The sequence below is a fragment of the Bacillus sp. 3G2 genome (assembly GCF_044324725.1).
Taxonomy (GTDB): Bacteria; Bacillota; Bacilli; order Bacillales; family Bacillaceae_G; genus Bacillus_A; species Bacillus_A mobilis.
Genome location: NZ_CP172246.1, coordinates 1378239 through 1398287, shown reverse-complemented (window position 1 = coordinate 1398287; position 20049 = coordinate 1378239). Strand labels below are relative to the sequence as shown.

Below are 20049 nucleotides of genomic sequence, written 5' to 3'. Positions count from 1 at the left end.
TATTTAAATGATTATTGAATTAACATAACTTGCTTATCTTGTTTTTTCATACTACGCGTAAATGCAGTTACGCCTGTTCTAGCAATTTCTTTCAAACCGTATGGACGAAGTAATTCAATTAATGCTTCTACTTTCTCCTGCGTACCAGTTACTTGCACAACTATGGAATCCTTCCCAACATCTATTACAGCGGCTCGAAACGGTTCAATTAAACTATATAATTCTGCTCTTGCTACTGATGTTGCGACTTTAATAAGTGCAAGTTCTCTTGCGATCATCGCTTCTTCTGTAATATCTGATACTTTCAGAACATCAATTTGCTTATGAAGTTGTTTAATTAACTGTTCAACTTGCTGCTTATTTTCAACGTGTACAACAATCGTCATCCGTGATATATCCGATGATTCTGTATGACCTACTGAAATACTTTCAATATTAAAATGCCTTCGTGTCATAACACCTGTAATTCGGTTTAACACACCACTTTGATTTCGAACTGTCGCTGTAACAATTCTCTTCACCCTTTTTCCACTCCCTCCATTTGGTGAACACCTTTCCCTGGCGCAACCATCGGCATTACCTTTTCTGATTGAAGTACACGGCAATCAATTACGACCGGTTCTTGTAATTCAATCGCATGCTGTATTTGCTTCTTTGCAAGAAGTGGATCATCTATGCGAACTCCTTTTATGCCATACGCATTCGCAAGAGCGACGAAATCTGGTTGACACGACAGTAAAGAGTGCGAATATCTTTGATTATAAAATTCATCTTGCCATTGTCTTACCATCCCTAAAGCTTCATTATTTAAAATAAATACTTTAACAGGTAAAGAGTGTTCTTTTAATACACTTAATTCTTGCAGCGTCATTTGAAATCCAGCGTCACCGACAATTGCAATAACTAGTTCCTCAGGCTTTGCAATTTGCGCCCCAATTGCTGCTGGAAATCCGAAGCCCATCGTTCCTAGCCCTCCTGAAGTTACCCATTTATCTGGGTTTTTCAGCGGATAATATTGTGCGGCCCACATTTGATGTTGCCCAACATCTGTTGTTACAATCGCTTCTCCTTTCGTAAGTTCATATAACATATCAATTGCGTATTGAGGCTTAATACTTTCCGAATTCCGTTTATAAGATAGTGGATATTTTTCTTTTCTACTCTTTAATAAGGAGAGCCAATTATGATGATTTTCTTTCCTTCCTTCCGGTTGAAGTAATACTTCCAACGCTTGCTTAGCACTTGCAACAATAGGAATTTCAGTCGGCACATTTTTTCCGATTTCTGCTGGATCAATATCGATATGCGCAACAGTCGCCTCTTTAGCAAAATAAGCTAAATTTCCAGTAAGCCGATCATCGAATCTTGCACCTATATTAATAAGTAAGTCGCATTCATATAACGCCATATTGGCTGTGTATGAACCATGCATTCCTCCCATTCCTAGAAAAAGTTCATCATCTGGCGGAAAGCCTCCAAGACCAAGTAAAGTATGCACAACTGGGATTTCATATTTACGAGCAAAACTTGTTAACTCTTTTGATGCTTTCGCATGCAATACACCTGCCCCAGCTAAAATTAACGGCTTACTTGCAGCACTAATTGCTTGTAATAATTTGTTTATTTGGAGTAGATTCGGTTCATAATTCGGGTTGTATCCTGGTAAATCCATTTGTACGTCATTACATCGTTCCCCTTGCTCTACCACCATATCTTTCGGAAGGTCAATAACGACTGGGCCTGGTCTTCCTGTTCTAGCAATATGAAATGCTTCTTTAATAATTCGAGGTAAATCTGAAGCTTTTCGCACTTGATAGTTATGTTTTGTCACCGGCATCGTAAGCCCCATAATATCCGCTTCTTGGAAAGCATCACTTCCGATTAACGTTGTTGCTACTTGCCCCGTAAATACAACAAGTGGTAACGAATCAATCATGGCATCTGCAAGACCCGTAATAACATTTGTAGCACCTGGTCCACTCGTTGCAATGACAACCCCTGGATTACCAGTAATTCTGGCATACCCTTCAGCGGCGTGAATAGCACCTTGCTCATGCCTTGTTAAAATATGCGGAATTTCACAGTCATAGAGTGCATCATAAAGAGGTAAAACAGCACCACCAGGATAACCGAAAATCACTTCTACTCCTTCCTTTTCTAGCGCTTCTAACAATAGCTGTGCACCAGTTGCCAGTTTCTCTTCCGTTTTTGAAGACATTGTTTTTGTAAGCCCCCTTTTTGAAAACTTTTATCAATAAAAAAAATCCTACGTCCACACTCCAGCTATGTGCTGAAGGGACGAAAGATTTCGCGGTACCACCCTTCTTCGCAAGAATACTCTTGCCTCAGTGACCCATTAATGAGTCTAGCTAATAACGGAGCTACCGTCTAAGCCTAGACAAATGCTTCAGCTTAGCACTCAAGGGCGATGTTCGTCGACGTGAACCATCGGTTTTCAGCAACCACCGACTCTCTGTGAGGCTTCACAATCAACTACTCCTCCCTCTCAACGCTTTCTTATGTTATAAAAAGTTGTTATCCAACTTTATTTTCTTCGTAAATTTTCTCTCCATCTTCTATAACTAACTTTCGGAATTCTTCTAATAAACGATTCGTATGTGGACCTGTTTGCCCTAAACCAATCGTTCTACCATCTACTGTCGTAACAGCAATTACTTCAGCAGCCGTTCCTGTTAAAAATACTTCATCAGCTACATATACATCATGTCTTGTAAATAATTCTTCTCTAACGTCATATCCAAGTTGTTCACCGATTTCTAAAATAGCGTTTCGTGTAATACCTTCTAACGCTCCAGCAGAACTTGGTGGTGTAATTAATTTATTTCCTTTTACGATAAACACGTTATCTCCTGAGCCTTCAGCTACGTATCCTTGATCATTTAACATAAGTGCTTCTTGTACTCCAGCTAATTTCGCTTCAATACGAACTAAAATATTGTTTAAGTAATTTAATGATTTTACTTGAGGCGACAAAACATCTGGACGGTTTCGGCGCGTTGCAACTGTTACAACCGGAATCCCTTTTTCATAATATTCTTGTGGGAATAAAGATAGTTGTTCTGCAATTACGACTACATTCGGTTTCTTACAAGAATCAGGATCTAATCCAAGATTTCCTGCACCTCTCGATACAACAAGGCGAATGTATCCATTAGATAATTTATTTTGTCGAATCGTCTCAACAACAATATTCGTTACCTCATCTAAAGAATATGGAATTTCTAACATGATGGATTTTGCTGATTCATATAACCGGACAAGATGCTCTCTCAAACGGAAAACATTACCGCTATAAACTCTAATTCCTTCAAATACTCCATCTCCATATAAATAACCATGATCATATACTGAAACTTTTGCTTCGTCTTTTGGAACAAATTCTCCATTTAAGAAAATCCATTGCTCATTCACTGGAAAGCGCCTCCTATGTTCTATGAATTTTTTATTGTTTCCTAGTTTACTCTCCTTTTTAAATAAATCAAGTGAATTTTTAGAAAATTTATAATCTTTAATCGTACGTACATCTTTGATTATATTGATTTAACAGCATTGTTAACGTTTACAAAAAGTCAAAAAATTTTTTTCGCCAAATTCCACTAAAAAAATATTTGTTTAAAAGAAGGATTTTCATCAATTGATACGAATCTATTGTATTCAATAAACGGACGTCCGTTTTTATAAATTCGGGAATATACAACGACTTTTGCTGAAAAAGGGGGAAAATAAGAAAACTAACGCTGTCTAAAAATAACATTCATATTTTTCATCTCGCAATCATAATCCTATTTTTAAAAAACAATTTGTCAAAATGAAGGAGGAAATCAATATGGCGTGTGTACAAATTAAAGGAACGAGACAAGAGGTAGTAGAAATGCTTCAACTATTTGATCTAATGGATACGAAAGGTTTTTGTAAATTCGATAATTATGTAGAGGTAGAACCAAATAATAAAGAACATAATAATTTTATTGCTTCAATCGACATTCATTCAAATACTTCTTCCGCCCAAGATACTTTAAACGATCAATTCGTAAGTCAAATGCTTACTGGTGTATATAACGACTAGATAAAGTGATACGTTAATTACGCTATCCGTCAATAGCAGAATAAATATAGGCTTCCTACCGTCTTTGCATAAATATATGCGATGTACTTGAGCATACTAGCAACTAGATGGTAGGAGGTGAGAATTATGGCTAGAATTGGCGTTGAAAACTCATTAACAGATGTTCAACAAGCTCTTAAGCAACAGGGACATGAAGTCGTTACCCTTCACTCCGAACATGATGCACAAGGGTGCGATTGTTGTGTTGTAACTGGGCAAGATTCCAATATGATGGGTATTGCAGATACATCTATTAAGGGATCGGTAATTACAGCTCATGGTTTAACAACAGATGAAATTTGTCAGCAAGTTGAGAGCCGTACTTAAAAAAGAAAGAGGACTCCTTTTGAAAAGGAGTCCTCTTTTTTATATTCACCTAACGGGAAAGTAACATATACTGGATGAAAGCCCTACCTCTCTCTCATCATTACGGTTCCAATGACCGCTCCTTGATTCACTAGTATACCTATAAAGCCTACAATTATAATTTATAGGGTTTGTTCACAAAAGTTGTTGGTAAGACTACCCGATCTTTCGCAAACTTTTCGTATTATATTTATAAGATTTATTTACTTTACACTAGCTGTAACCGAGACACGAATTAAAATTTTAACACCAATACAATAACTTGTCAACATTTTTTGCAAATTAAAAACAGACGGTAACGGTTTGTCTGTTTTAGAATGGAGCTTTTTCTTTTATTACATATACAACAAAACCGCTTACTAACATACATAAGCCAACTACTAAGTTTTTGATATTAATCATAAATTCCTCTCCCTTATTCCACACATCATATATATTTACAGTTCAATTATTCCGATCATCCTAAAGCGCACTTTTTCTAATATATCATAATTCCTAAAAAATGCAAGTTCACTTTTGGCGACCATTTACAAATTTATCTACAGTGCTTGGTACGGTATTTAAAGCCTTTTCAATTAAATGCGTACTACTATTGAGGTGCAATACTTGCACACCGTTAGAACCAACTACTAAAAAAGCAACTGGACTAATAGAAACCCCAGCCCCGCTTCCGCCTCCAAATGGATGACTTTGCTTGTTCTCTTTATGCTGCCCTTGTCCGTTATTATGTTTTTCAGAAATAAAATCACCTTTAAAATCACTTCCGCCGGCACCAAAACCAAAAGCCACTTGAGATACTGTTAATACTACATTTCCATCAGCCGTTGAAACTGGACTTCCGACAATTGTATTTACATCTACCATCTCTTTTAAATTTGTCATTGCTGTTTTCATTAAATTTTCAATTGGATGTTCCATTATGTATTGCACCCTTTCCTTCTTATTCTTTTTTATACTTTCCAAAATAGAGGAAGTCATACTAACTTTTCCTATTTCCAAAAAACATTTTCCACCTTTTAAATGGATATTACTCCCTGTACATACTCGGATAAAGTGAAACTTTAATCAGTGGGGATTTTACTGCCCATTAAAACGGGATAAAAAAGAAAAAGAGAAACATACTACTATTGAACCTTGTTATGAAAGGAGTCATGACTTTGACTGAGAAATTTGATGAGTATAAAAAAAGAGATAGAATAGATAGTGATTATAGTGACTATAACGAAGAATATGCAGCTGAGGTTGCACCACAGCGCATTGATTATGATTACGACGAGAAAGATCATAAAGATGATGTAAGATCGTCAGCCGCTGGATCAACTGCTGGCTTTATCGCTCTTGCTTTATCTATCTTATCACTCTTTACCTTCCCAACATTATTTGGTCTTGTTTCTGTATTACTAGGGATTTACGCTTATAATCGCGGAGCTACTGTAACTGGTGGTATCGCTGCGATTGTCGGCGGAATTGCAGCACTCATTGCAATTTTATTCCGAGTAGCACTTATCGGATTATTGTTCTCCCTTTTTTAAAATAAAAAAGGTATCTCGCTTATGCGGGATACCTTATCCTGTAAATACATCTTCCGATGGATATTTAATTTTTTGTTTTGCTGGTCGCGCTAAAGAAAACACAAGTGTTAACGGTCCAATTAATCCGCAAAACATAACAAACATAATAATACATTTTCCAAACGCTGATAACTTTGCAGTAATCCCCATCGTTAACCCTACTGTACCGAACGCTGAAATTGTTTCAAATAGTAACTGAATAAAGCTGAAGTTTTCTGTAAGCATTAATACAAATACAGCTGCAAAAATGAGGATTTGACTGGCAACAGCAATAGCTAGCGCTCTCGTTACTGTCGACATTTTTATTGTACGCTGAAATAATACGATTTCCTCTTTCTTTCTAAAGAAAGAAAGGACAGATGTAACTAAAATAACAAACGTTGTTAATTTAATCCCTCCACCCGTTGATACACTTCCTGCACCAATAAACATTAAAACCATCGTAAATAGTATAGATGATTCTTCCATACCCCCATAGTCAACTGTATTAAATCCAGCAGTACGAGGAGTAACACCTTGGAAAAAAGAAGCCCATAACTTTTCATTTAAAGGTAAATTCCCTAACGTCTTCACATTATTATATTCCAATACAAAAATCACAATCATCGCTATAACATTTAACGCTACTGTTCCAACAATCATAATTTTGGAATGAAGCGATAGTTTTCGAAAACTTCGGCTATACCATATATCAATTAATACAGTAAAACCGAGACCACCTATTACGATTAAAGAGCAAATCCCTATATTAATAATAGGATCTCCTACATACCTTGTTAAGTTATCCGGCCATAGAGCAAATCCAGCATTATTATAAGATGCAATCACGTGAAAAATACTATAGTATACACCTTTTCCAAAACCAAACTCTGGAATAAAGCGAAATGATAAAAAGATGACTCCAATCAACTCAATACAAATTGAAAATATAAAAACACGTTTTACTAATTTTACAAGACCACCTATATTTGTCTGATTAAATGCCTCTCCAATTAATAATCGATGGCGTAATCCGATTTTTTTACCTAATACCCAAACAATTAAAATGGCAATTGTCATAAGACCTAAACCGCCTGTTTGAATTAAAAACATAATAACAATCTCGCCAAACATCGTAAACGTACTTGCAGTATCTACTACTCCCAATCCCGTTACAGTTGCTGCTGACGTTGCCGTAAAGAAAGCATCTACCCAACTAATATGTACTTTCGTTGCGAATGGTAACTTTAATAACAAACCGCCAACCACAATTAAGCAGAAAAAACCTAATGCTAATATTTGTGGTGGATTTAATCGTATAAAACGATTATATAGCCCTTGTCTTTTTGTTACTTCCATATTCACTAACTCCCTTTTTCCCCTCATAACTAAAGGCTTATAACAAACCTTACATAGCGGGATAAACCTTATATTCTCATAATATAGTTGAGCATAATCCTTTTTTTCATAGTTTTCAACTTTTATTTCATTTTATGACGAGACACTTTCTATTCTATTTATTCTTACTCTATAACTCTCGCAACAATCATGTTATATGTATCATTTCTCAAATCCTCATACCTTTCACTCTATGTTCACGCCAAGGTCACATCTATCTTTTATAGTATATGTATCGAAGTTGTTCCTCCCTAATTTATAAGACATTCCCCAGTGTCTTGAACAACTTCCATCCCTAATTAAATTGACATAAATTGTCCCCTTCCTTGACCATCTCTTATGTGATGGTCTTATTTTTTTGTTTACTCTACTCTTTATGTAAAACTCCCTCTCTCTTTCACTCTATGTTCACACCTTGGTCACATCCACCTTTTATAGTATATGTATCGAAGCTATTCCTCCCTAATTTATAAGACATTCCCCAGTGTCTTTGAATAGCTTCCATCCCTAATTAAATTGACATAAATTGTCCCCTTCCTTGACCATCTCTTATGTGATGGTCTTATTTTTTTGTTTACTTTATCCTTTATGTAAAACTCCCTCTCTCTTTCACCCTATGTTCACATAGGGGTCACATCCACCTTTTATAGTATATGTATCGAAGTTGTTCCTCCCTAATTTATAAGACATTCCCCAGTGTCTTTGAACAACTTCCATCCCTAATTAAATTGACATAAATTGTCCCCTTCCTTGACCATCTCTTATGTGATGGTCTTATTTTTTTGTTTACTTTATCCTTTATGTAAAACTCCCTCTCTCTTTCACCCTATGTTCACATAGGGGTCACATCCACCTTTTATAGTATATGTATCGAAGTTGTTCCTCCCTAATTTATAAGACATTCCCCAGTGTCTTGAACAACTTCCATCCCTAATTAAATTGACATAAATTGTCCCCTTCCTTGACCATCTCTTATGTGATGGTCTTATTTTTTTGTTTACTTTATCCTTTATGTAAAACTCCCTCTCTCTTTCACCCTATGTTCACATAGGGGTCACATCCACCTTTTATAGTATATGTATCGAAGCTATTCCTCCCTAATTTATAAGACATTCCCCAGTGTCTTTGAATGGCTTCCATCCCTAATTAAATTGACATAAATTGTCCCCTTCCCTAGACCATCCTATGTGATGGTCTATTTTGTTTTCTAACTAGATTTCCCGATTTTTTTGCTTACTCTAGCAAAAGCAATCTATATTTAAATAGATATTTTTATACAAAATATTCAGAAAATATTGTCAAAATAGGTAGTTTTTCGGTACAATTAATGTAGAAAGTAATTTCACAAACATAAGGGGGGGTTCTATTGAAACAAACAAAAGCAATCTTAATTGCATTATTTCTCGGTTTAGTTGTCGGACTCACTTTAAATTTAGCTGCACCATCCATTTTTGAACCATTAAATCAATATGTGTTCAATCCACTTGGTCAATTGTTTATTCGACTCATTAAAATGCTAGTTGTTCCTGTTGTGTTCATTTCTATCGTGCTTGGGGCTGCTGGGCTTGGAGACCCGAAACAACTTGGAAGAATCGGCTTAAAATCAATTTCATTCTTTCTTGTCACTACAGCCGTTGCCATTTCTATTGCAGTTACATTTGCACTGATTATACAACCAGGATCTGGTGGTAACTTTAAAACCGAAGGGCTTAAATATGAAGGTGCAAAAAACGAAACATCTTTCGTCGATACACTACTCAATATCGTACCAGATAACCCAGCAAAAGCGATGGCTGATGGAAACATGTTACAAATTATTGCTTTTGCCGTATTAATCGGACTCGGTATCGCTATTTTAGGAAAACGAGTTCAAGGTATCCATTCATTACTTGAACAGGGCAACGAATTAATGATGTATCTTGTTAATCTCGTTATGAAATTAGCTCCAATCGGAACATTTGGATTGCTCGCTTCATCCGTTGGTAAAATGGGTCTTGCAGGCGTCGCTGCGATGTTCAAGTATATGATTGTCGTTATGCTAGTACTTATTATTCACGGCGTCCTCGTCTATGGTGGATTATTAAAGGTATTAGCAAAAGAAAGCATTGTCCGTTTCTTTAAACATTTCGGACCAGTAATGGCAATTGGATTTAGTACATCTAGCTCTAATGCATCTCTTCCATTTGCAATGAAAACAGCACAAGAAAAACTTGGTGTTCCAAAAGCGATAAGTTCTTTTGTACAACCACTAGGTGCAACTATCAATATGGATGGTACTGCCATTATGCAAGGTGTAGCAACTGTGTTTATCGCTCAAGTATATGGAGTTGAGCTTACTATGTCCCAATTAGCTGTCGTCGTATTAACTGCTGTACTAGCTAGTATCGGTACTGCTGGTGTACCAGGCGTTGGACTTGTAATGCTTACGATGGTTTTAAATCAAGTAAATCTACCAGTAGAAGGTATTGCCTTAATTATCGGTATTGACCGTATTCTAGATATGTCACGAACAGCTGTAAATATTTCTGGCGATGCGATTTGCGCAATGATTGTCGCAAAATCAGAAGAAAAATATAATACGGATCAATCTGCAGCATCTTAAATCAAAAAAAGGAGTGAAATGATTCACTCCTTTTTTGATTTACTTCCTTTTTTCGAACGATATTCTTTTCCTTTGTTATCATTACCAGTCTCAAATTCAGTGCTAAACTCTTGCTGAAATTGACCTGATTTCGGTGAGCCTTGATTTCCGCTCCCTTTACTACCATTTCGATTTGTCATATTTCTGCCCCCTTCCTTTACTAGTAGTATGTTACATATTTTCTTTTTTATAATCTTTTACATACGAAAGAAGACCTTCCTCATATAAGGAAGGTCTTCCCTTTTTAAATGTAAGCGTTTTCTTGTTTGTAACGAATTAAATAAGTTTTTTAGAAATAGATATCATGATATTCATTTCTTCTTCTGAAAGGGCGGAGAATCTTTCTTGTAAATATTTCTTTTTCTCACCTTCCATTTTCGCAACCAAATCTTTTCCTTGCTCTGTAATCTCTAAATATACAACTCTGCGATCTGATGTAGAACGTGAACGGGTTACAAAGCCTTTATTAATTAATTTTTCTGTAACAGCTGTAATATGACTATTCGATACATTTAATTCGTTAGCTACACGTGATACCATTTCTTTATTCGTACGGTTCAATATTCTAAGGACGATGAACTCATTCCACGGTATGTAACCACCAAATATTTTTCCAATATCATTACGCAACGTGCGAAACATAGCAAACACATTTGTCGATAGTTCTTCCATTAATTGCTCTCGATTTTGAGACAATTTTGACAGCTCCTTTTATTTCATTTGGTTAAATAAAAACCTTATTAATAATTTTACATGAAATCTTACTTTTTGTCACCTTATTTTCCCATAATTCGTAGTTTTTTAATATACATTTCATGATACAATAAAATCAAATTTCCAGAAAAAGGAGATGATATAGTGAGTGAAGAAGACAAATTTTCTAATCTTAATCTAAAAGATAAGACTTTGATTATTGGTTTTGTTATTCTATTTCTCATTATAATTTTTGCATTTATTTTCTTTGTATATGTAGGAATCTTTCATATGACAGGTATAGAGTATAGATCACGCACTGCTTTACTTCTATTTTTTTTATTAATCACTTTCTTAGACGGTATTACATTCTTTATCTTCGGTTTCCTCAAGGCGTTGCTATACCCAATGACAAGAAACATGCCAAATTGGCTGGCTATTACCCTTTTTGCAATCATTGAAATTACGTTAGATTGGTTCGTCATTCATACTGCCGACGATTGGATAGAGAGCGTACAACTGTCCAACATAGCTGAACTATGTGTCGTACTATTCTTTTTCCTAGTAAATACATTATTAAGCGACAAGAAAGAGTAAGAATACAAGCTTTTCTATATAAAAATTGGTACAATGAAAACAAATCATACTAAAGAGGTGTTACTTATGAACTTACAACAATGGGCTGATAAAGGTATGTCCTTTGATACATATGTGAATGAAATGAAAGTAAATCAATACGAGCTACTACACATTTACAATAACTTTTTAATTCCAAATGAATTACTTCCTGTATTAGAAGAACGCCAAAATGATGGCTGGCGTGTTATCGTATTAACAGCTGATTGGTGTGGTGACGCTCTTTTATGCGTACCTGTTATGAAACGAATTTCTGAAGTTGCAAATATTGATATGAGATTATTAATTCGCGATGAAAACTTAGAATTAATGGATCAATATTTAACAAATGGAACAGCACGTGCCATCCCAATCTTTATTTTCATTGATAAAGATGGAAATGAACAAGCCGTTTGGGGACCACGCGCTCCAAAAGTACAAGAATTAGTAACTTCTATGCGCGCTACATTACCTGAAAAAGAAGATCCAACATTCGAAGAGAAACAAAAAGAAATGTATGCTAATTTCCGTGCTACATTAGCGGATGATACTTCTCTTTGGGAACATGTAATGGAAAGCATGATGGAAAAAGTAGTAAAATAAAAAAACTGCCGAACTCGGCAGTTTTTTTATTACATAATGAAGAAGAAATAGAATACCGCCGCTAAAATGAAACGGTAGTAAGCGAACGGTGTTAGTTTTACACGAGCTAATAATTTTAAGAATGAAACAATTGCAAGCATCGCAACAACGAATGCTGTAATGAATCCTGTTGCAAATAATGGGATATCTGCCGTACTTAATATATCCCAGCTTTTAATTAAATCTAAACCACTTGCAGCTACCATCATTGGTACTGCTAAAATAAATGTATATTCAGCCGCCGCAGTATGTGACACGCGAGCTAATAAACCACCACTTATTGTAGAACCAGAACGAGAAAATCCTGGCCAAAGCGCTAAACATTGGAACATTCCAATTGTAAAAGCTTGCTTATATGTAATTTCATCTAATGTTCTTGCTGTACTTGGTTTCGAGAACTTCTCAGCAACAATCATTAAAATACCACCAGCCACTAAACTGATGACAACTGGGCCTGGCCCAAATAAAACTTCTTTAATCGCACTATGGAACAATACGCCAAGTACGCCGGCAGGAATCATCCCGATAATAATATGTAATAAATTTAACGATGGTCCGTCTGTTACTTTCCCTATACCTACTAAAGACCATAGACGCTTCCAAAATATAACAACAACTGCTAAAATCGATCCCAATTGAATAACAACTTCGAAAACTTTTGCTCTCTCGTCGTCAAATCCAAGTAAATGACCTGTTAAAATCATATGTCCTGTTGATGAAACTGGTAAAAACTCTGTTAAACCTTCAACAGCCCCCATGATTATTCCAATTAACCAATCAGCCACGAGTAGTGCCTCCTTAATAACGAATATGTAATTTTTTCACACCTTATCATAATACCTTATCCCTTTTCAAAGTGCATCCTTTTTTTATCGCTTCCATATGTTCTAAGCGCGTATTTCTTTTCTATTTTTTAATTAAATTGTATGATAGTGAGGGTTTGTTTTTATGCGGAAAGGGGCTTTTATGAAAGAAACTAATTCATTCTCACAAAAATTAAAGCAATTTGTATTACTATTTTTCCCGATTTTCGTAACACAAATGTCATTATTTGCAATGAGCTTTTTTGATACGACAATGTCAGGGCACGCGAGTCCTATTGATTTAGCGGGTGTTGCTATCGGAACGAGTATATGGCTTCCCGTTAGTACCGGATTAACAGGCATTTTGATGGCTACTACTCCAATTGTTGCACAGCTCGTTGGATCAAAGAAAAAAGAGGATGTTCCCCAAGTTGTCATACAAGCAGTATATTTAGCAATTTGTGCTAGTTTCGTGGTCATCCTTATCGGTTTCTTCGCTGTTTCACCTATTTTAAACGGCATGCGCCTGGAAGAACCTGTGGAACGTATTGCTGCACAATTTTTAAGTATTATTGCAATTGGAATTATTCCTTTATTTACTTACACTGTTTTACGCGGGTTTATTGATGCATTAGGAAAAACTCGCACAACGATGATTATTACATTACTATCATTACCAATTAACGTAGTATTAAATTATGTATTAATTTTCGGTCATTTCGGTTTTCCAAAACTCGGTGGTGTCGGAGCAGCAATTGCTTCTGCAGCAACCTATTGGTGCATTTTAATTATTACCGTTATTATTATTCGTACGAAAGAGCCTTTCGCATCTTTCCATATCTTTAAACAATTATACCGTCCTTCTCTTTCAAGTTGGAAAGAGTTCTTAAAACTTGGCGTCCCTATCGGATTTGCTATCTTTTTTGAAACGAGTATTTTCGCTGCAGTGACACTTATGATGAGTAATTTTAGTACGACAACAATCGCAGCTCATCAAGCAGCTATGAACTTCGCTTCCTTGTTATATATGACTCCTTTAAGTTTAGCAATGGCAATGACCATCGCTGTTGGATTCGAAGTTGGAGCAAAGCGATATAATAATGCAAAACAATATGGATTTATCGGGATTGGCTTAGCACTTGCATTTGCCCTATTATACTCAATTCTTCTCTACTTCTTTGATGATGAAATTGCTTCTATTTATACGACAGATATACAAGTACATCATCTAGCAAAAGAATTTCTCATATTTGCGATTTTATTTCAAATTTCAGATGCAATTGCAACTCCTGTACAAGGGGCACTACGTGGTTATAAAGACGTAAATGTTTCCTTAATTATGACATTAATCGCTTATTGGGTAATAGGTCTCCCTCTCGGTTACATATTAGCAACGTATACTGACTGGGCAGCAAAAGGATATTGGATCGGTCTTATTATCGGTCTAGCATTTGGTGCTATCTTCCTTCTTGTCCGTCTCTTTCAAGTTCAAAGAAAATATACAACAGAAAACCGCCGCTCATGATAGAGGGGCGGTTTTTTTATGCATATTTTTTCTTTGAACGTATAACATAATGAAAAAGAAAGGTGGATACATATGGACGAAAAAGAAAAAAAGCAATCATTCGATGAAGAATTCGCCCCTGAAATTTCACCTGGATATCGACAAGATGTACATAAGCCACCTAAAAATAAAAACACTTCTTTTTTAATGGGTATTACCATTTTCGCTGCTGTACTACTTGTGCTTATCATTTTTGTTTATTTTTAAGGAAAGGTGACATATTATATGAAGAAACAAAATTCCAATCATACGAAAAGTACTGTAAAAACAGAAAAAGGGTATGCAGGTGATTCTGTTCTTACTCAGAAACAAGTCGAACAAGGAAATTTATACATTGCGCAAAAAGAACTTGGTCAACAAAATGAAAACCTTTAAAATCCCTCAAAGAACTGGGGGATTTTTTATCGGCTATTTGTGGCACTTTATTGTACATACTGCTTTTGTTCTAACACCTTAAATATATTATTAACCTTTACAATTTTCATTTCATAACTCAATTTCATTTCGCTTCTCTTACCATTTTCAGTACCCGCAACGTACGCTACAGTTTGATAGAGAAAACTTTCATCCGTCACTTCACGTATATCCTCGTTTATAAATTTATACGCTAAATCCTGAAAACGATTTGGATAATAATTTTCTATTAATCGGTCATACCCCATTGCCATCAAGCTAAGATTTTGAATTACCCCCAAAACGAAATTTCTATCTAAGAATTAAAACATTAAATGTAAAATTAAAATAAATGTATTTTATTTAATGTCTTAAATACGCATAACCCCGTTCCAATTTTAGAACGGGGTTAAATTAATTTTTTTTAGTTTTTGATGTGATATACTTCCATATTAAAAATATAATAACACACATTCGTTTAAATATAGTTTGGGTTATTCCACAATCACTCCTGACTGCTATAGATCAATAATTTTTTTGAGGTTCTCAATTTAGCAGGGTAAATAGTGATTTATCGGTAATTGTTATGAATTGGTTGGAACAAATCCTCTCGGCTGGTCCGAACAACAGAAAAATTGTCAACATTGTAATGACCATGAAGTATTTCATTATGATGACTTATTATCTTTTCAGCAGATAGGATTGAAGAATCTGTCGTTGAATGACCATCCCCAACTAAAGTAACATCGAAATGATTCACCGTTGCAGTTCTAACCGCTGTGTCAATACAATGTTCTGTTTTACATCCCATGATAATAAGGTGTTCGATCTCGTTTTCCTTTAAAAAATCCATTAATAGTGTACCATAAAACGCATTTGTAGCTACTTTATCAAATATTTTTGCATTGGTTGGCACTTTTACTGTCTGGTGTATTTGAAAACCTGGACCTTGGCCCTCAGCAACATCTTTATCCCTCACAAAGATAATCAAAGCATGTGATTCTAGTGCTTTATCAATAACTAAATTAACATTATCTAACAATTCTTCTTTGTTAAGCACATTTTTAGTTTCGTTATTACCATCAACTAATTCTTGTTGGACATCAATAATAAGCAAAGCTTGGTTCAATATAAAAACTCCTTTATGCTATAATTTATATATGTTCTCCATATCTTTCTTTATTCTAATAATCATAATATTGCCCTCTTTTATCTTTTGAACCTATTTCGTTACGAACCTAATAAGTAGTATTGTTATATGTTAAGAGAGCAGACACTACTAGATAGGGGTCTAGGTCTTTTGACAAGCTCTCCTTGACAATTAGGACATACATAATTCATTAATTTTGTACACTCCTCACAAAATGTACATTCATGTGTGCAAATAAAAGCCAAAGATTGCTCTTCAACCTTATTATTACATTTCTCACAGCATTTCCTCATCTCAAGTCCCATTTTTATTCCTCCAATAACATTTTTTTCATTATATACATAAAATTATAAATATAATATAATTTTGTTTAAATACAAATTATTAGCTATTTCATCCAAAAGACTTAAAAAATTTATTCATTATAAGCGTTTTGCTTTAAATAAAAAGGGGATGTTTAAAATGGACCATATTGACCGAAAGATTTTACATATTCTTCAAGAAGATGGACGCATATCTATGACTGAACTAGGAAAAATGGTGAACTTATCAACACCTGCTGCAAAAGAAAGAGTAAAAAAATTAGAGGATAAAAATATTATTACAGCCTATAGGGCAGTTATAAACCCAGAGAAATTAAATAAGAATGTAACGGCTTTTGTTTTGTTTGAATCAAAAAAATGCCAACAATTCAGAAATTTTTGCAAAGAAAATCCTATGGTCTTTGAGTGCCACAGATTAGCTGGACAATATAGTTATTTGGTGAAAATAGTCACTGAATCGGTACAAAATTTAGAAGAATTTATAGATGCTTCAATGGAATTTGGCTATCCATCAACTTTAATTAACTTATCATCACCAGTAAAATATAGATGTATTTTTTAGAATAGAGTTCTTCGAAGCTATTTAAGAAATTCTGCCACATGAGACTATCAAAGTAACAAAACAAGAATTCCCTAAAATGAAAAAAATACGTTATTCTTTCTGTAGAATCATAGGAAAGGATGGCGTTTTTGTATGTCTATTTCTGTATCTGACGAATTACAACTATTTGCTCAAGAGATTCAAAGTTTTTTATCTCCAAATACCTTACGGGATTTTGCTAGAGATGTTGGTTTTGTACAACGAACCAGTAAATACCAAGCAAAAGGTTTAGTAGCTTTATGTGTATGGGTGAGCCAAAATGTAGCTATGACTTCTTTAACTCAATTATCTAGCTGTTTAGAAGCATCAACAGAAGTACTCATCAGTCCTGAGGGACTGAATCAACGGTTTAATAAGGCGGCCGTCCAACTTTTACAGCACCTACTAGCCGAACTACTAAGCAAAAAATTGGCCGCACCTATGCTGATTTCTTCTCCATACACTTCTGTTTTCAAGCGTATTCGTATTTTAGATTCAACTGCATTTCAACTCCCCGATGTATTTTCATCGGTTTATCCAGGTGCGGGAGGATGCAGCCATACAGCTGGGATAAAAATTCAACTTGAGTATGATTTGTTAAGTGGACAGTTCCTACATATTCATACAGGCCCAGGCAAACAACATGATCGCACTTACGGCTCTCTGTGTGCCCCAACTGTGACAGCGAATGATTTATGTATCCGAGATTTAGGTTATTTTCATTTAAAAGACCTTCAATATATACAAGATAAAGAGGCCTACTATATCTCTCGTATCAAATCGAATACACGTATTTATCAAAAAAATCCTAACCCTGATTATTTTCAAGACGGAAGAATTAAGAAAGGTACAGAGTATATACAGATAGATATGGAGACGGTAATGAACTCCCTTCAACCAGGACAAACATGTGAAATAGCTGATGCTTATGTAGGAATGATTGATAAAGTGCCAGCTCGTGTAATTGTCCATCGATTAACAAAACAACAACAACAACAAAAACGATTACAAGATCAAGCTGTAAGAGAAAAAAAGAAAGGAATGAAGTATTCTCCTCGTAGTAAACGACTCAGTGGTATCAATGTATATATGACAAACACCCCTATAGATATTGTCCCGATGGGACAGGTACATGACTGGTATTCTTTGCGTTGGCAAATCGAAATTTTATTTAAAACGTGGAAGTCATTCTTTCAAATTCATCATTGTAAAAAGATAAAATCAGACCGATTGAAGTGCCATTTATATGGTCAATTGATTGCCATTCTACTCTGTTCTTCTATCATGTTTCAAATGCGGCAATTACTCCTCATGAAGAAAAAACGAGAACTGAGTGAGTATAAAGCAATATATATGATTAAAGATTATTTTCTTCTTCTATTCCAAACTATTCAAAAAGACACCCAAGAGCTATCAAAGGTGTTACTTCGCTTGTTCAATCTCCTACAGCAAAACGGACGGAAATCTCATCGGTATGAGAAGAAAACAGTCTTTGATATATTAGGTGTCGTCTACAATTGTACCCTGTCTGATAATCAAGCAGCCTAATTCAAAAAATGAAACCCAATAGGGTTTATTTCGCATGCAAATCTTTAAATTCCCTACACTTGGCCTTTAAAAAAAGAAACAAGCTCTACTATAATTGAAGTTGTATTTTCTTAGCTTGATAGCGATGGGGTACTACCCCATACCCATCCAGCTAAGAGTTTGAGGTATCCCCAAAACGAAAATTTTATCTTCTTCATAGTTGTCTATGGAAATCCAGTTCATTTGTTGTTTTAGGAAATAATGAATTTCTTAACTTGATTTTGGTGTGGTGAGATCCCTAAAAGATGATCTCTTTCCTTATTTTATCCTTTTACTTTATTAACTGATAAATTCAAGCGATAATTTCCAAATATAAGAATCTCATTTAACAAATCATTTAACTGTCCCTGTGACTCTAAAAAAACTTTCAATATATAGCAACCTTCTCCACTTATCTTATGAGCCTCTACAATAGAATCTTTTGTTGCAATAAAATCTAAAAACCTAGAATGTTCATTGGTCTTCATAAAAATAGTGATAAAGGCTAAATGAGATTTTCCTAATTTCATCTCATCTAATAAAATTGTATAGGCCCTTATAATTCCTTCTTCCTCCAGTTTTCTAATCCTATTCCTTACAGCTTGTCCAGTCATATGTGTTTCTTTACCAATATCTTTCCACTGTATCCTCGAATTTTCTTTTAACAAATTCAGTATCTTAATATCTGTATAATCAACCATATTATTAATTCCTTTCACGACGAAATTATTTGAAACAAAAGTCTTTCACGATGAAATTATATGAAGCTAAAGTCTTTCATGAGAATATTACTAATTTCACTTCATCTCCCTATAATAGAATTATAAAATAATTTTCAGAATATTGGGGGATGAAAAATGAAACCAGCTTTAGTATTAATTGATATTCAAAATGATTATTTTCCTAATGGAAAAATGGAGTTAAGTAAACCATTAGAAACTGTACAATATGCAAAACAAGTTTTAGATTTCTTCCGAGACGAAAACAGACCTATTATCCATGTCCAACATATTTCAACTAAAGAAAATGCTACTTTTTTTCTTCCAAATACTGAAGGAGCAAAAATTCATCAAGAAGTAAGACCATTGGAAGAAGAATATTTGATACAAAAACATTTTCCAAATAGCTTCCGAGATACTAAGTTATTAAAAGTTCTTCAAAAAGAAAATATTGATACTCTTGTTATATGTGGAATGATGACTCATATGTGTATAGATGCAACTGTAAGAGCTGCTAATGATTTAGGATTTCACTGTATTGTTATAGAAAATGCTTGTACTACAAAAGATTTAGCATTCCAAGAAAACATTATTCCTGCCCAACAGGTACATCGATCTTTTATTAGTGCTTTAAACAATGTGTATGCGGAAATAACCACATCAAACGCCCTAACACAAAAAGCAACTATATAAAACATAACATATCATTATTGGTAACGAGGAAACAGGCGGATCCTTTACTCTCATCAGGGATCTACCTGTTTCTCTTTTTATTCACTTATACATCTTTTTATATATTTCTATCCTAGCGTGGCTTTTGGCCTCCCCACTGTTCCCTATGTCTCCCTGTTTTTTGCATAAAATCTTGTAGGGGTACGGCAAAGATTACTACTTTTGGGGCCACTCATTATTTTAGTTAA

Annotated in this window: 24 protein-coding genes, 2 pseudogenes and 1 other annotated feature; of the genes and pseudogenes, 12 read left to right on the top strand and 14 right to left on the bottom strand. The window is 34.8% G+C overall.

Features of this window, described 5'->3' with window-relative positions; translation table 11 throughout:
• Nucleotides 1-11: 11 nt before the first annotated feature.
• The 4 genes and pseudogenes from ilvN to ACHZK0_RS07150 all read right to left on the bottom strand — a co-directional run bounded on the left by ilvN (nucleotide 12) and on the right by ACHZK0_RS07150 (nucleotide 3788).
• Nucleotides 12-521: an acetolactate synthase small subunit gene (gene ilvN, locus ACHZK0_RS07165; RefSeq protein WP_395761371.1), complete on the bottom strand. Its 510-nt coding sequence runs from the start codon at nucleotides 519-521 to the stop codon at nucleotides 12-14.
• The gene (gene ilvB, locus ACHZK0_RS07160) at nucleotides 518-2218 is read right to left on the bottom strand and encodes an acetolactate synthase large subunit (protein WP_270342204.1); all 1701 of its coding nucleotides are present in this window, start codon (nucleotides 2216-2218) and stop codon (nucleotides 518-520) included. Before ilvB ends, ilvN begins: the two co-directional genes overlap by 4 nt.
• 73 nt (nucleotides 2219-2291) lie before the next feature.
• Nucleotides 2292-2519: a binding site (T-box leader), on the bottom strand.
• Between the two features lie 16 nt (nucleotides 2520-2535).
• On the bottom strand, nucleotides 2536-3432 hold the full coding sequence (gene ilvE / locus ACHZK0_RS07155; RefSeq protein ID WP_262741083.1) for a branched-chain-amino-acid transaminase: 897 nt from the start codon (nucleotides 3430-3432) through the stop codon (nucleotides 2536-2538).
• A gap of 141 nt (nucleotides 3433-3573) precedes the next feature.
• Nucleotides 3574-3788 (bottom strand): annotated as a pseudogene (locus ACHZK0_RS07150) (hypothetical protein).
• A gap of 59 nt (nucleotides 3789-3847) precedes the next feature.
• On the opposite strand from ACHZK0_RS07150, the gene ACHZK0_RS07145 reads away from it, so the two are divergent.
• Together ACHZK0_RS07145 and ACHZK0_RS07140 are read left to right on the top strand one after the other, a co-directional pair.
• Nucleotides 3848-4087: a DUF3911 family protein gene (locus ACHZK0_RS07145; RefSeq protein ID WP_000752504.1), complete on the top strand. Its 240-nt coding sequence runs from the start codon at nucleotides 3848-3850 to the stop codon at nucleotides 4085-4087.
• Nucleotides 4088-4213: 126 nt separating this feature from the next.
• Nucleotides 4214-4453: a YkuS family protein gene (locus ACHZK0_RS07140; protein WP_061678665.1), complete on the top strand. Its 240-nt coding sequence runs from the start codon at nucleotides 4214-4216 to the stop codon at nucleotides 4451-4453.
• 351 nt (nucleotides 4454-4804) lie between these two features.
• Here the strand turns inward: ACHZK0_RS07140 and ACHZK0_RS07135 are convergent, their stop codons facing one another.
• Together ACHZK0_RS07135 and ytfJ are read right to left on the bottom strand one after the other, a co-directional pair.
• Entirely contained in the window at nucleotides 4805-4894 is a 90-nt protein-coding gene (locus tag ACHZK0_RS07135) for a hypothetical protein (RefSeq protein ID WP_000608225.1), read from the bottom strand.
• Nucleotides 4895-5002: 108 nt separating this feature from the next.
• Entirely contained in the window at nucleotides 5003-5470 is a 468-nt protein-coding gene (gene ytfJ, locus ACHZK0_RS07130) for a GerW family sporulation protein (protein WP_061678666.1), read from the bottom strand.
• Nucleotides 5471-5631: 161 nt separating this feature from the next.
• On the opposite strand from ytfJ, the gene ACHZK0_RS07125 reads away from it, so the two are divergent.
• A complete protein-coding gene (locus ACHZK0_RS07125) occupies nucleotides 5632-6024 on the top strand; it encodes an imidazole glycerol phosphate synthase (protein WP_132131489.1) in 393 nt (130 codons plus the stop codon).
• 33 nt (nucleotides 6025-6057) lie between these two features.
• On the opposite strand, the gene ACHZK0_RS07120 is transcribed toward ACHZK0_RS07125, so the two are convergent.
• Nucleotides 6058-7401, bottom strand: coding sequence for a TrkH family potassium uptake protein (locus tag ACHZK0_RS07120; RefSeq protein ID WP_262741082.1), 1344 nt, complete (start codon nucleotides 7399-7401; stop codon nucleotides 6058-6060).
• A gap of 1405 nt (nucleotides 7402-8806) precedes the next feature.
• Between ACHZK0_RS07120 and ACHZK0_RS07115 the strand changes: the two genes are divergently transcribed.
• The gene (locus ACHZK0_RS07115; protein WP_395761370.1) at nucleotides 8807-10042 is read left to right on the top strand and encodes a dicarboxylate/amino acid:cation symporter; all 1236 of its coding nucleotides are present in this window, start codon (nucleotides 8807-8809) and stop codon (nucleotides 10040-10042) included.
• 23 nt (nucleotides 10043-10065) lie between these two features.
• On the opposite strand, the gene ACHZK0_RS07110 is transcribed toward ACHZK0_RS07115, so the two are convergent.
• Nucleotides 10066-10221, bottom strand: a complete 156-nt coding sequence (locus ACHZK0_RS07110; protein WP_000184933.1) for a hypothetical protein — start codon at nucleotides 10219-10221, stop codon at nucleotides 10066-10068.
• Nucleotides 10222-10357: 136 nt separating this feature from the next.
• Nucleotides 10358-10777, bottom strand: a complete 420-nt coding sequence (locus ACHZK0_RS07105; protein ID WP_000081442.1) for a MarR family winged helix-turn-helix transcriptional regulator — start codon at nucleotides 10775-10777, stop codon at nucleotides 10358-10360.
• A gap of 162 nt (nucleotides 10778-10939) precedes the next feature.
• Between ACHZK0_RS07105 and ACHZK0_RS07100 the strand changes: the two genes are divergently transcribed.
• A complete protein-coding gene (locus ACHZK0_RS07100; RefSeq protein ID WP_262741080.1) occupies nucleotides 10940-11371 on the top strand; it encodes a regulatory YrvL family protein in 432 nt (143 codons plus the stop codon).
• A gap of 33 nt (nucleotides 11372-11404) precedes the next feature.
• Entirely contained in the window at nucleotides 11405-11992 is a 588-nt protein-coding gene (locus tag ACHZK0_RS07095; RefSeq protein WP_002070995.1) for a thioredoxin family protein, read from the top strand.
• 29 nt (nucleotides 11993-12021) lie between these two features.
• Here the strand turns inward: ACHZK0_RS07095 and uppP are convergent, their stop codons facing one another.
• On the bottom strand, nucleotides 12022-12816 hold the full coding sequence (gene uppP, locus ACHZK0_RS07090) for a bacitracin resistance undecaprenyl-diphosphatase (protein WP_087979915.1): 795 nt from the start codon (nucleotides 12814-12816) through the stop codon (nucleotides 12022-12024).
• A 181-nt stretch (nucleotides 12817-12997) separates the two neighbouring features.
• On the opposite strand from uppP, the gene ACHZK0_RS07085 reads away from it, so the two are divergent.
• The 3 genes from ACHZK0_RS07085 (at nucleotide 12998) to ACHZK0_RS07075 (ending at nucleotide 14773) form a co-directional block, all read left to right on the top strand.
• Nucleotides 12998-14359 (top strand): MATE family efflux transporter, encoded by a 1362-nt coding sequence (locus ACHZK0_RS07085; protein WP_061678896.1) that lies wholly within the window; start codon nucleotides 12998-13000, stop codon nucleotides 14357-14359.
• A 72-nt stretch (nucleotides 14360-14431) separates the two neighbouring features.
• Nucleotides 14432-14605 (top strand): hypothetical protein, encoded by a 174-nt coding sequence (locus tag ACHZK0_RS07080; protein ID WP_000343557.1) that lies wholly within the window; start codon nucleotides 14432-14434, stop codon nucleotides 14603-14605.
• Between the two features lie 18 nt (nucleotides 14606-14623).
• Nucleotides 14624-14773 carry a hypothetical protein gene (locus ACHZK0_RS07075; RefSeq protein ID WP_063261924.1) on the top strand — a complete coding sequence of 50 codons (150 nt, stop codon included), beginning with the start codon at nucleotides 14624-14626 and terminating at the stop codon, nucleotides 14771-14773.
• A gap of 47 nt (nucleotides 14774-14820) precedes the next feature.
• On the opposite strand, the pseudogene ACHZK0_RS07070 reads toward ACHZK0_RS07075, so the two are convergent.
• The 3 genes and pseudogenes from ACHZK0_RS07070 to ACHZK0_RS07060 all read right to left on the bottom strand — a co-directional run.
• Nucleotides 14821-15057: pseudogene (locus ACHZK0_RS07070) on the bottom strand (biotin transporter BioY); the annotation flags it as partial.
• Nucleotides 15058-15362: 305 nt separating this feature from the next.
• Nucleotides 15363-15920, bottom strand: coding sequence for an isochorismatase family protein (locus ACHZK0_RS07065; RefSeq protein WP_199640703.1), 558 nt, complete (start codon nucleotides 15918-15920; stop codon nucleotides 15363-15365).
• 125 nt (nucleotides 15921-16045) lie between these two features.
• Nucleotides 16046-16246 (bottom strand): DUF1272 domain-containing protein, encoded by a 201-nt coding sequence (locus ACHZK0_RS07060; RefSeq protein WP_035434724.1) that lies wholly within the window; start codon nucleotides 16244-16246, stop codon nucleotides 16046-16048.
• A gap of 157 nt (nucleotides 16247-16403) precedes the next feature.
• Between ACHZK0_RS07060 and ACHZK0_RS07055 the strand changes: the two genes are divergently transcribed.
• Both ACHZK0_RS07055 and ACHZK0_RS07050 read left to right on the top strand, forming a co-directional pair.
• Nucleotides 16404-16826: an Lrp/AsnC family transcriptional regulator gene (locus tag ACHZK0_RS07055; protein ID WP_377818850.1), complete on the top strand. Its 423-nt coding sequence runs from the start codon at nucleotides 16404-16406 to the stop codon at nucleotides 16824-16826.
• A gap of 132 nt (nucleotides 16827-16958) precedes the next feature.
• Complete coding sequence (locus ACHZK0_RS07050; RefSeq protein ID WP_395761369.1) at nucleotides 16959-18392, top strand: IS4 family transposase; 1434 nt, start codon at nucleotides 16959-16961, stop codon at nucleotides 18390-18392.
• Nucleotides 18393-18694: 302 nt separating this feature from the next.
• Here ACHZK0_RS07050 and ACHZK0_RS07045 read toward each other — a convergent pair whose 3' ends face one another.
• Entirely contained in the window at nucleotides 18695-19111 is a 417-nt protein-coding gene (locus ACHZK0_RS07045) for an Lrp/AsnC family transcriptional regulator (protein WP_395761368.1), read from the bottom strand.
• Nucleotides 19112-19267: 156 nt separating this feature from the next.
• On the opposite strand from ACHZK0_RS07045, the gene ACHZK0_RS07040 reads away from it, so the two are divergent.
• Complete coding sequence (locus tag ACHZK0_RS07040) at nucleotides 19268-19822, top strand: cysteine hydrolase family protein (protein ID WP_377818853.1); 555 nt, start codon at nucleotides 19268-19270, stop codon at nucleotides 19820-19822.
• Nucleotides 19823-20049 lie beyond the last annotated feature (227 nt).

What these genes read in the sequence shown, in the direction of transcription:
- ACHZK0_RS07125 (WP_132131489.1), top strand. Translation starts at nt 5,632, where the DNA reads ATGAAAGGAGTCATGACTTTGACTGAGAAATTTGATGAGTATAAAAAA.
- ACHZK0_RS07145 (WP_000752504.1), top strand. Translation starts at nt 3,848, where the DNA reads ATGGCGTGTGTACAAATTAAAGGAACGAGACAAGAGGTAGTAGAAATG.
- ACHZK0_RS07075 (WP_063261924.1), top strand. Translation starts at nt 14,624, where the DNA reads ATGAAGAAACAAAATTCCAATCATACGAAAAGTACTGTAAAAACAGAA.
- ACHZK0_RS07080 (WP_000343557.1), top strand. Translation starts at nt 14,432, where the DNA reads ATGGACGAAAAAGAAAAAAAGCAATCATTCGATGAAGAATTCGCCCCT.
- ACHZK0_RS07055 (WP_377818850.1), top strand. Translation starts at nt 16,404, where the DNA reads ATGGACCATATTGACCGAAAGATTTTACATATTCTTCAAGAAGATGGA.
- ACHZK0_RS07095 (WP_002070995.1), top strand. Translation starts at nt 11,405, where the DNA reads ATGAAAACAAATCATACTAAAGAGGTGTTACTTATGAACTTACAACAA.
- ACHZK0_RS07135 (WP_000608225.1), bottom strand. Translation starts at nt 4,894, where the DNA reads ATGATTAATATCAAAAACTTAGTAGTTGGCTTATGTATGTTAGTAAGC.
- ACHZK0_RS07110 (WP_000184933.1), bottom strand. Translation starts at nt 10,221, where the DNA reads ATGACAAATCGAAATGGTAGTAAAGGGAGCGGAAATCAAGGCTCACCG.
- ACHZK0_RS07060 (WP_035434724.1), bottom strand. Translation starts at nt 16,246, where the DNA reads ATGGGACTTGAGATGAGGAAATGCTGTGAGAAATGTAATAATAAGGTT.
- ACHZK0_RS07050 (WP_395761369.1), top strand. Translation starts at nt 16,959, where the DNA reads ATGTCTATTTCTGTATCTGACGAATTACAACTATTTGCTCAAGAGATT.
- ACHZK0_RS07085 (WP_061678896.1), top strand. Translation starts at nt 12,998, where the DNA reads ATGAAAGAAACTAATTCATTCTCACAAAAATTAAAGCAATTTGTATTA.
- ACHZK0_RS07120 (WP_262741082.1), bottom strand. Translation starts at nt 7,401, where the DNA reads ATGGAAGTAACAAAAAGACAAGGGCTATATAATCGTTTTATACGATTA.
- ilvB (WP_270342204.1), bottom strand. Translation starts at nt 2,218, where the DNA reads ATGTCTTCAAAAACGGAAGAGAAACTGGCAACTGGTGCACAGCTATTG.
- ytfJ (WP_061678666.1), bottom strand. Translation starts at nt 5,470, where the DNA reads ATGACTTCCTCTATTTTGGAAAGTATAAAAAAGAATAAGAAGGAAAGG.
- ACHZK0_RS07040 (WP_377818853.1), top strand. Translation starts at nt 19,268, where the DNA reads ATGAAACCAGCTTTAGTATTAATTGATATTCAAAATGATTATTTTCCT.
- ACHZK0_RS07045 (WP_395761368.1), bottom strand. Translation starts at nt 19,111, where the DNA reads ATGGTTGATTATACAGATATTAAGATACTGAATTTGTTAAAAGAAAAT.
- ACHZK0_RS07140 (WP_061678665.1), top strand. Translation starts at nt 4,214, where the DNA reads ATGGCTAGAATTGGCGTTGAAAACTCATTAACAGATGTTCAACAAGCT.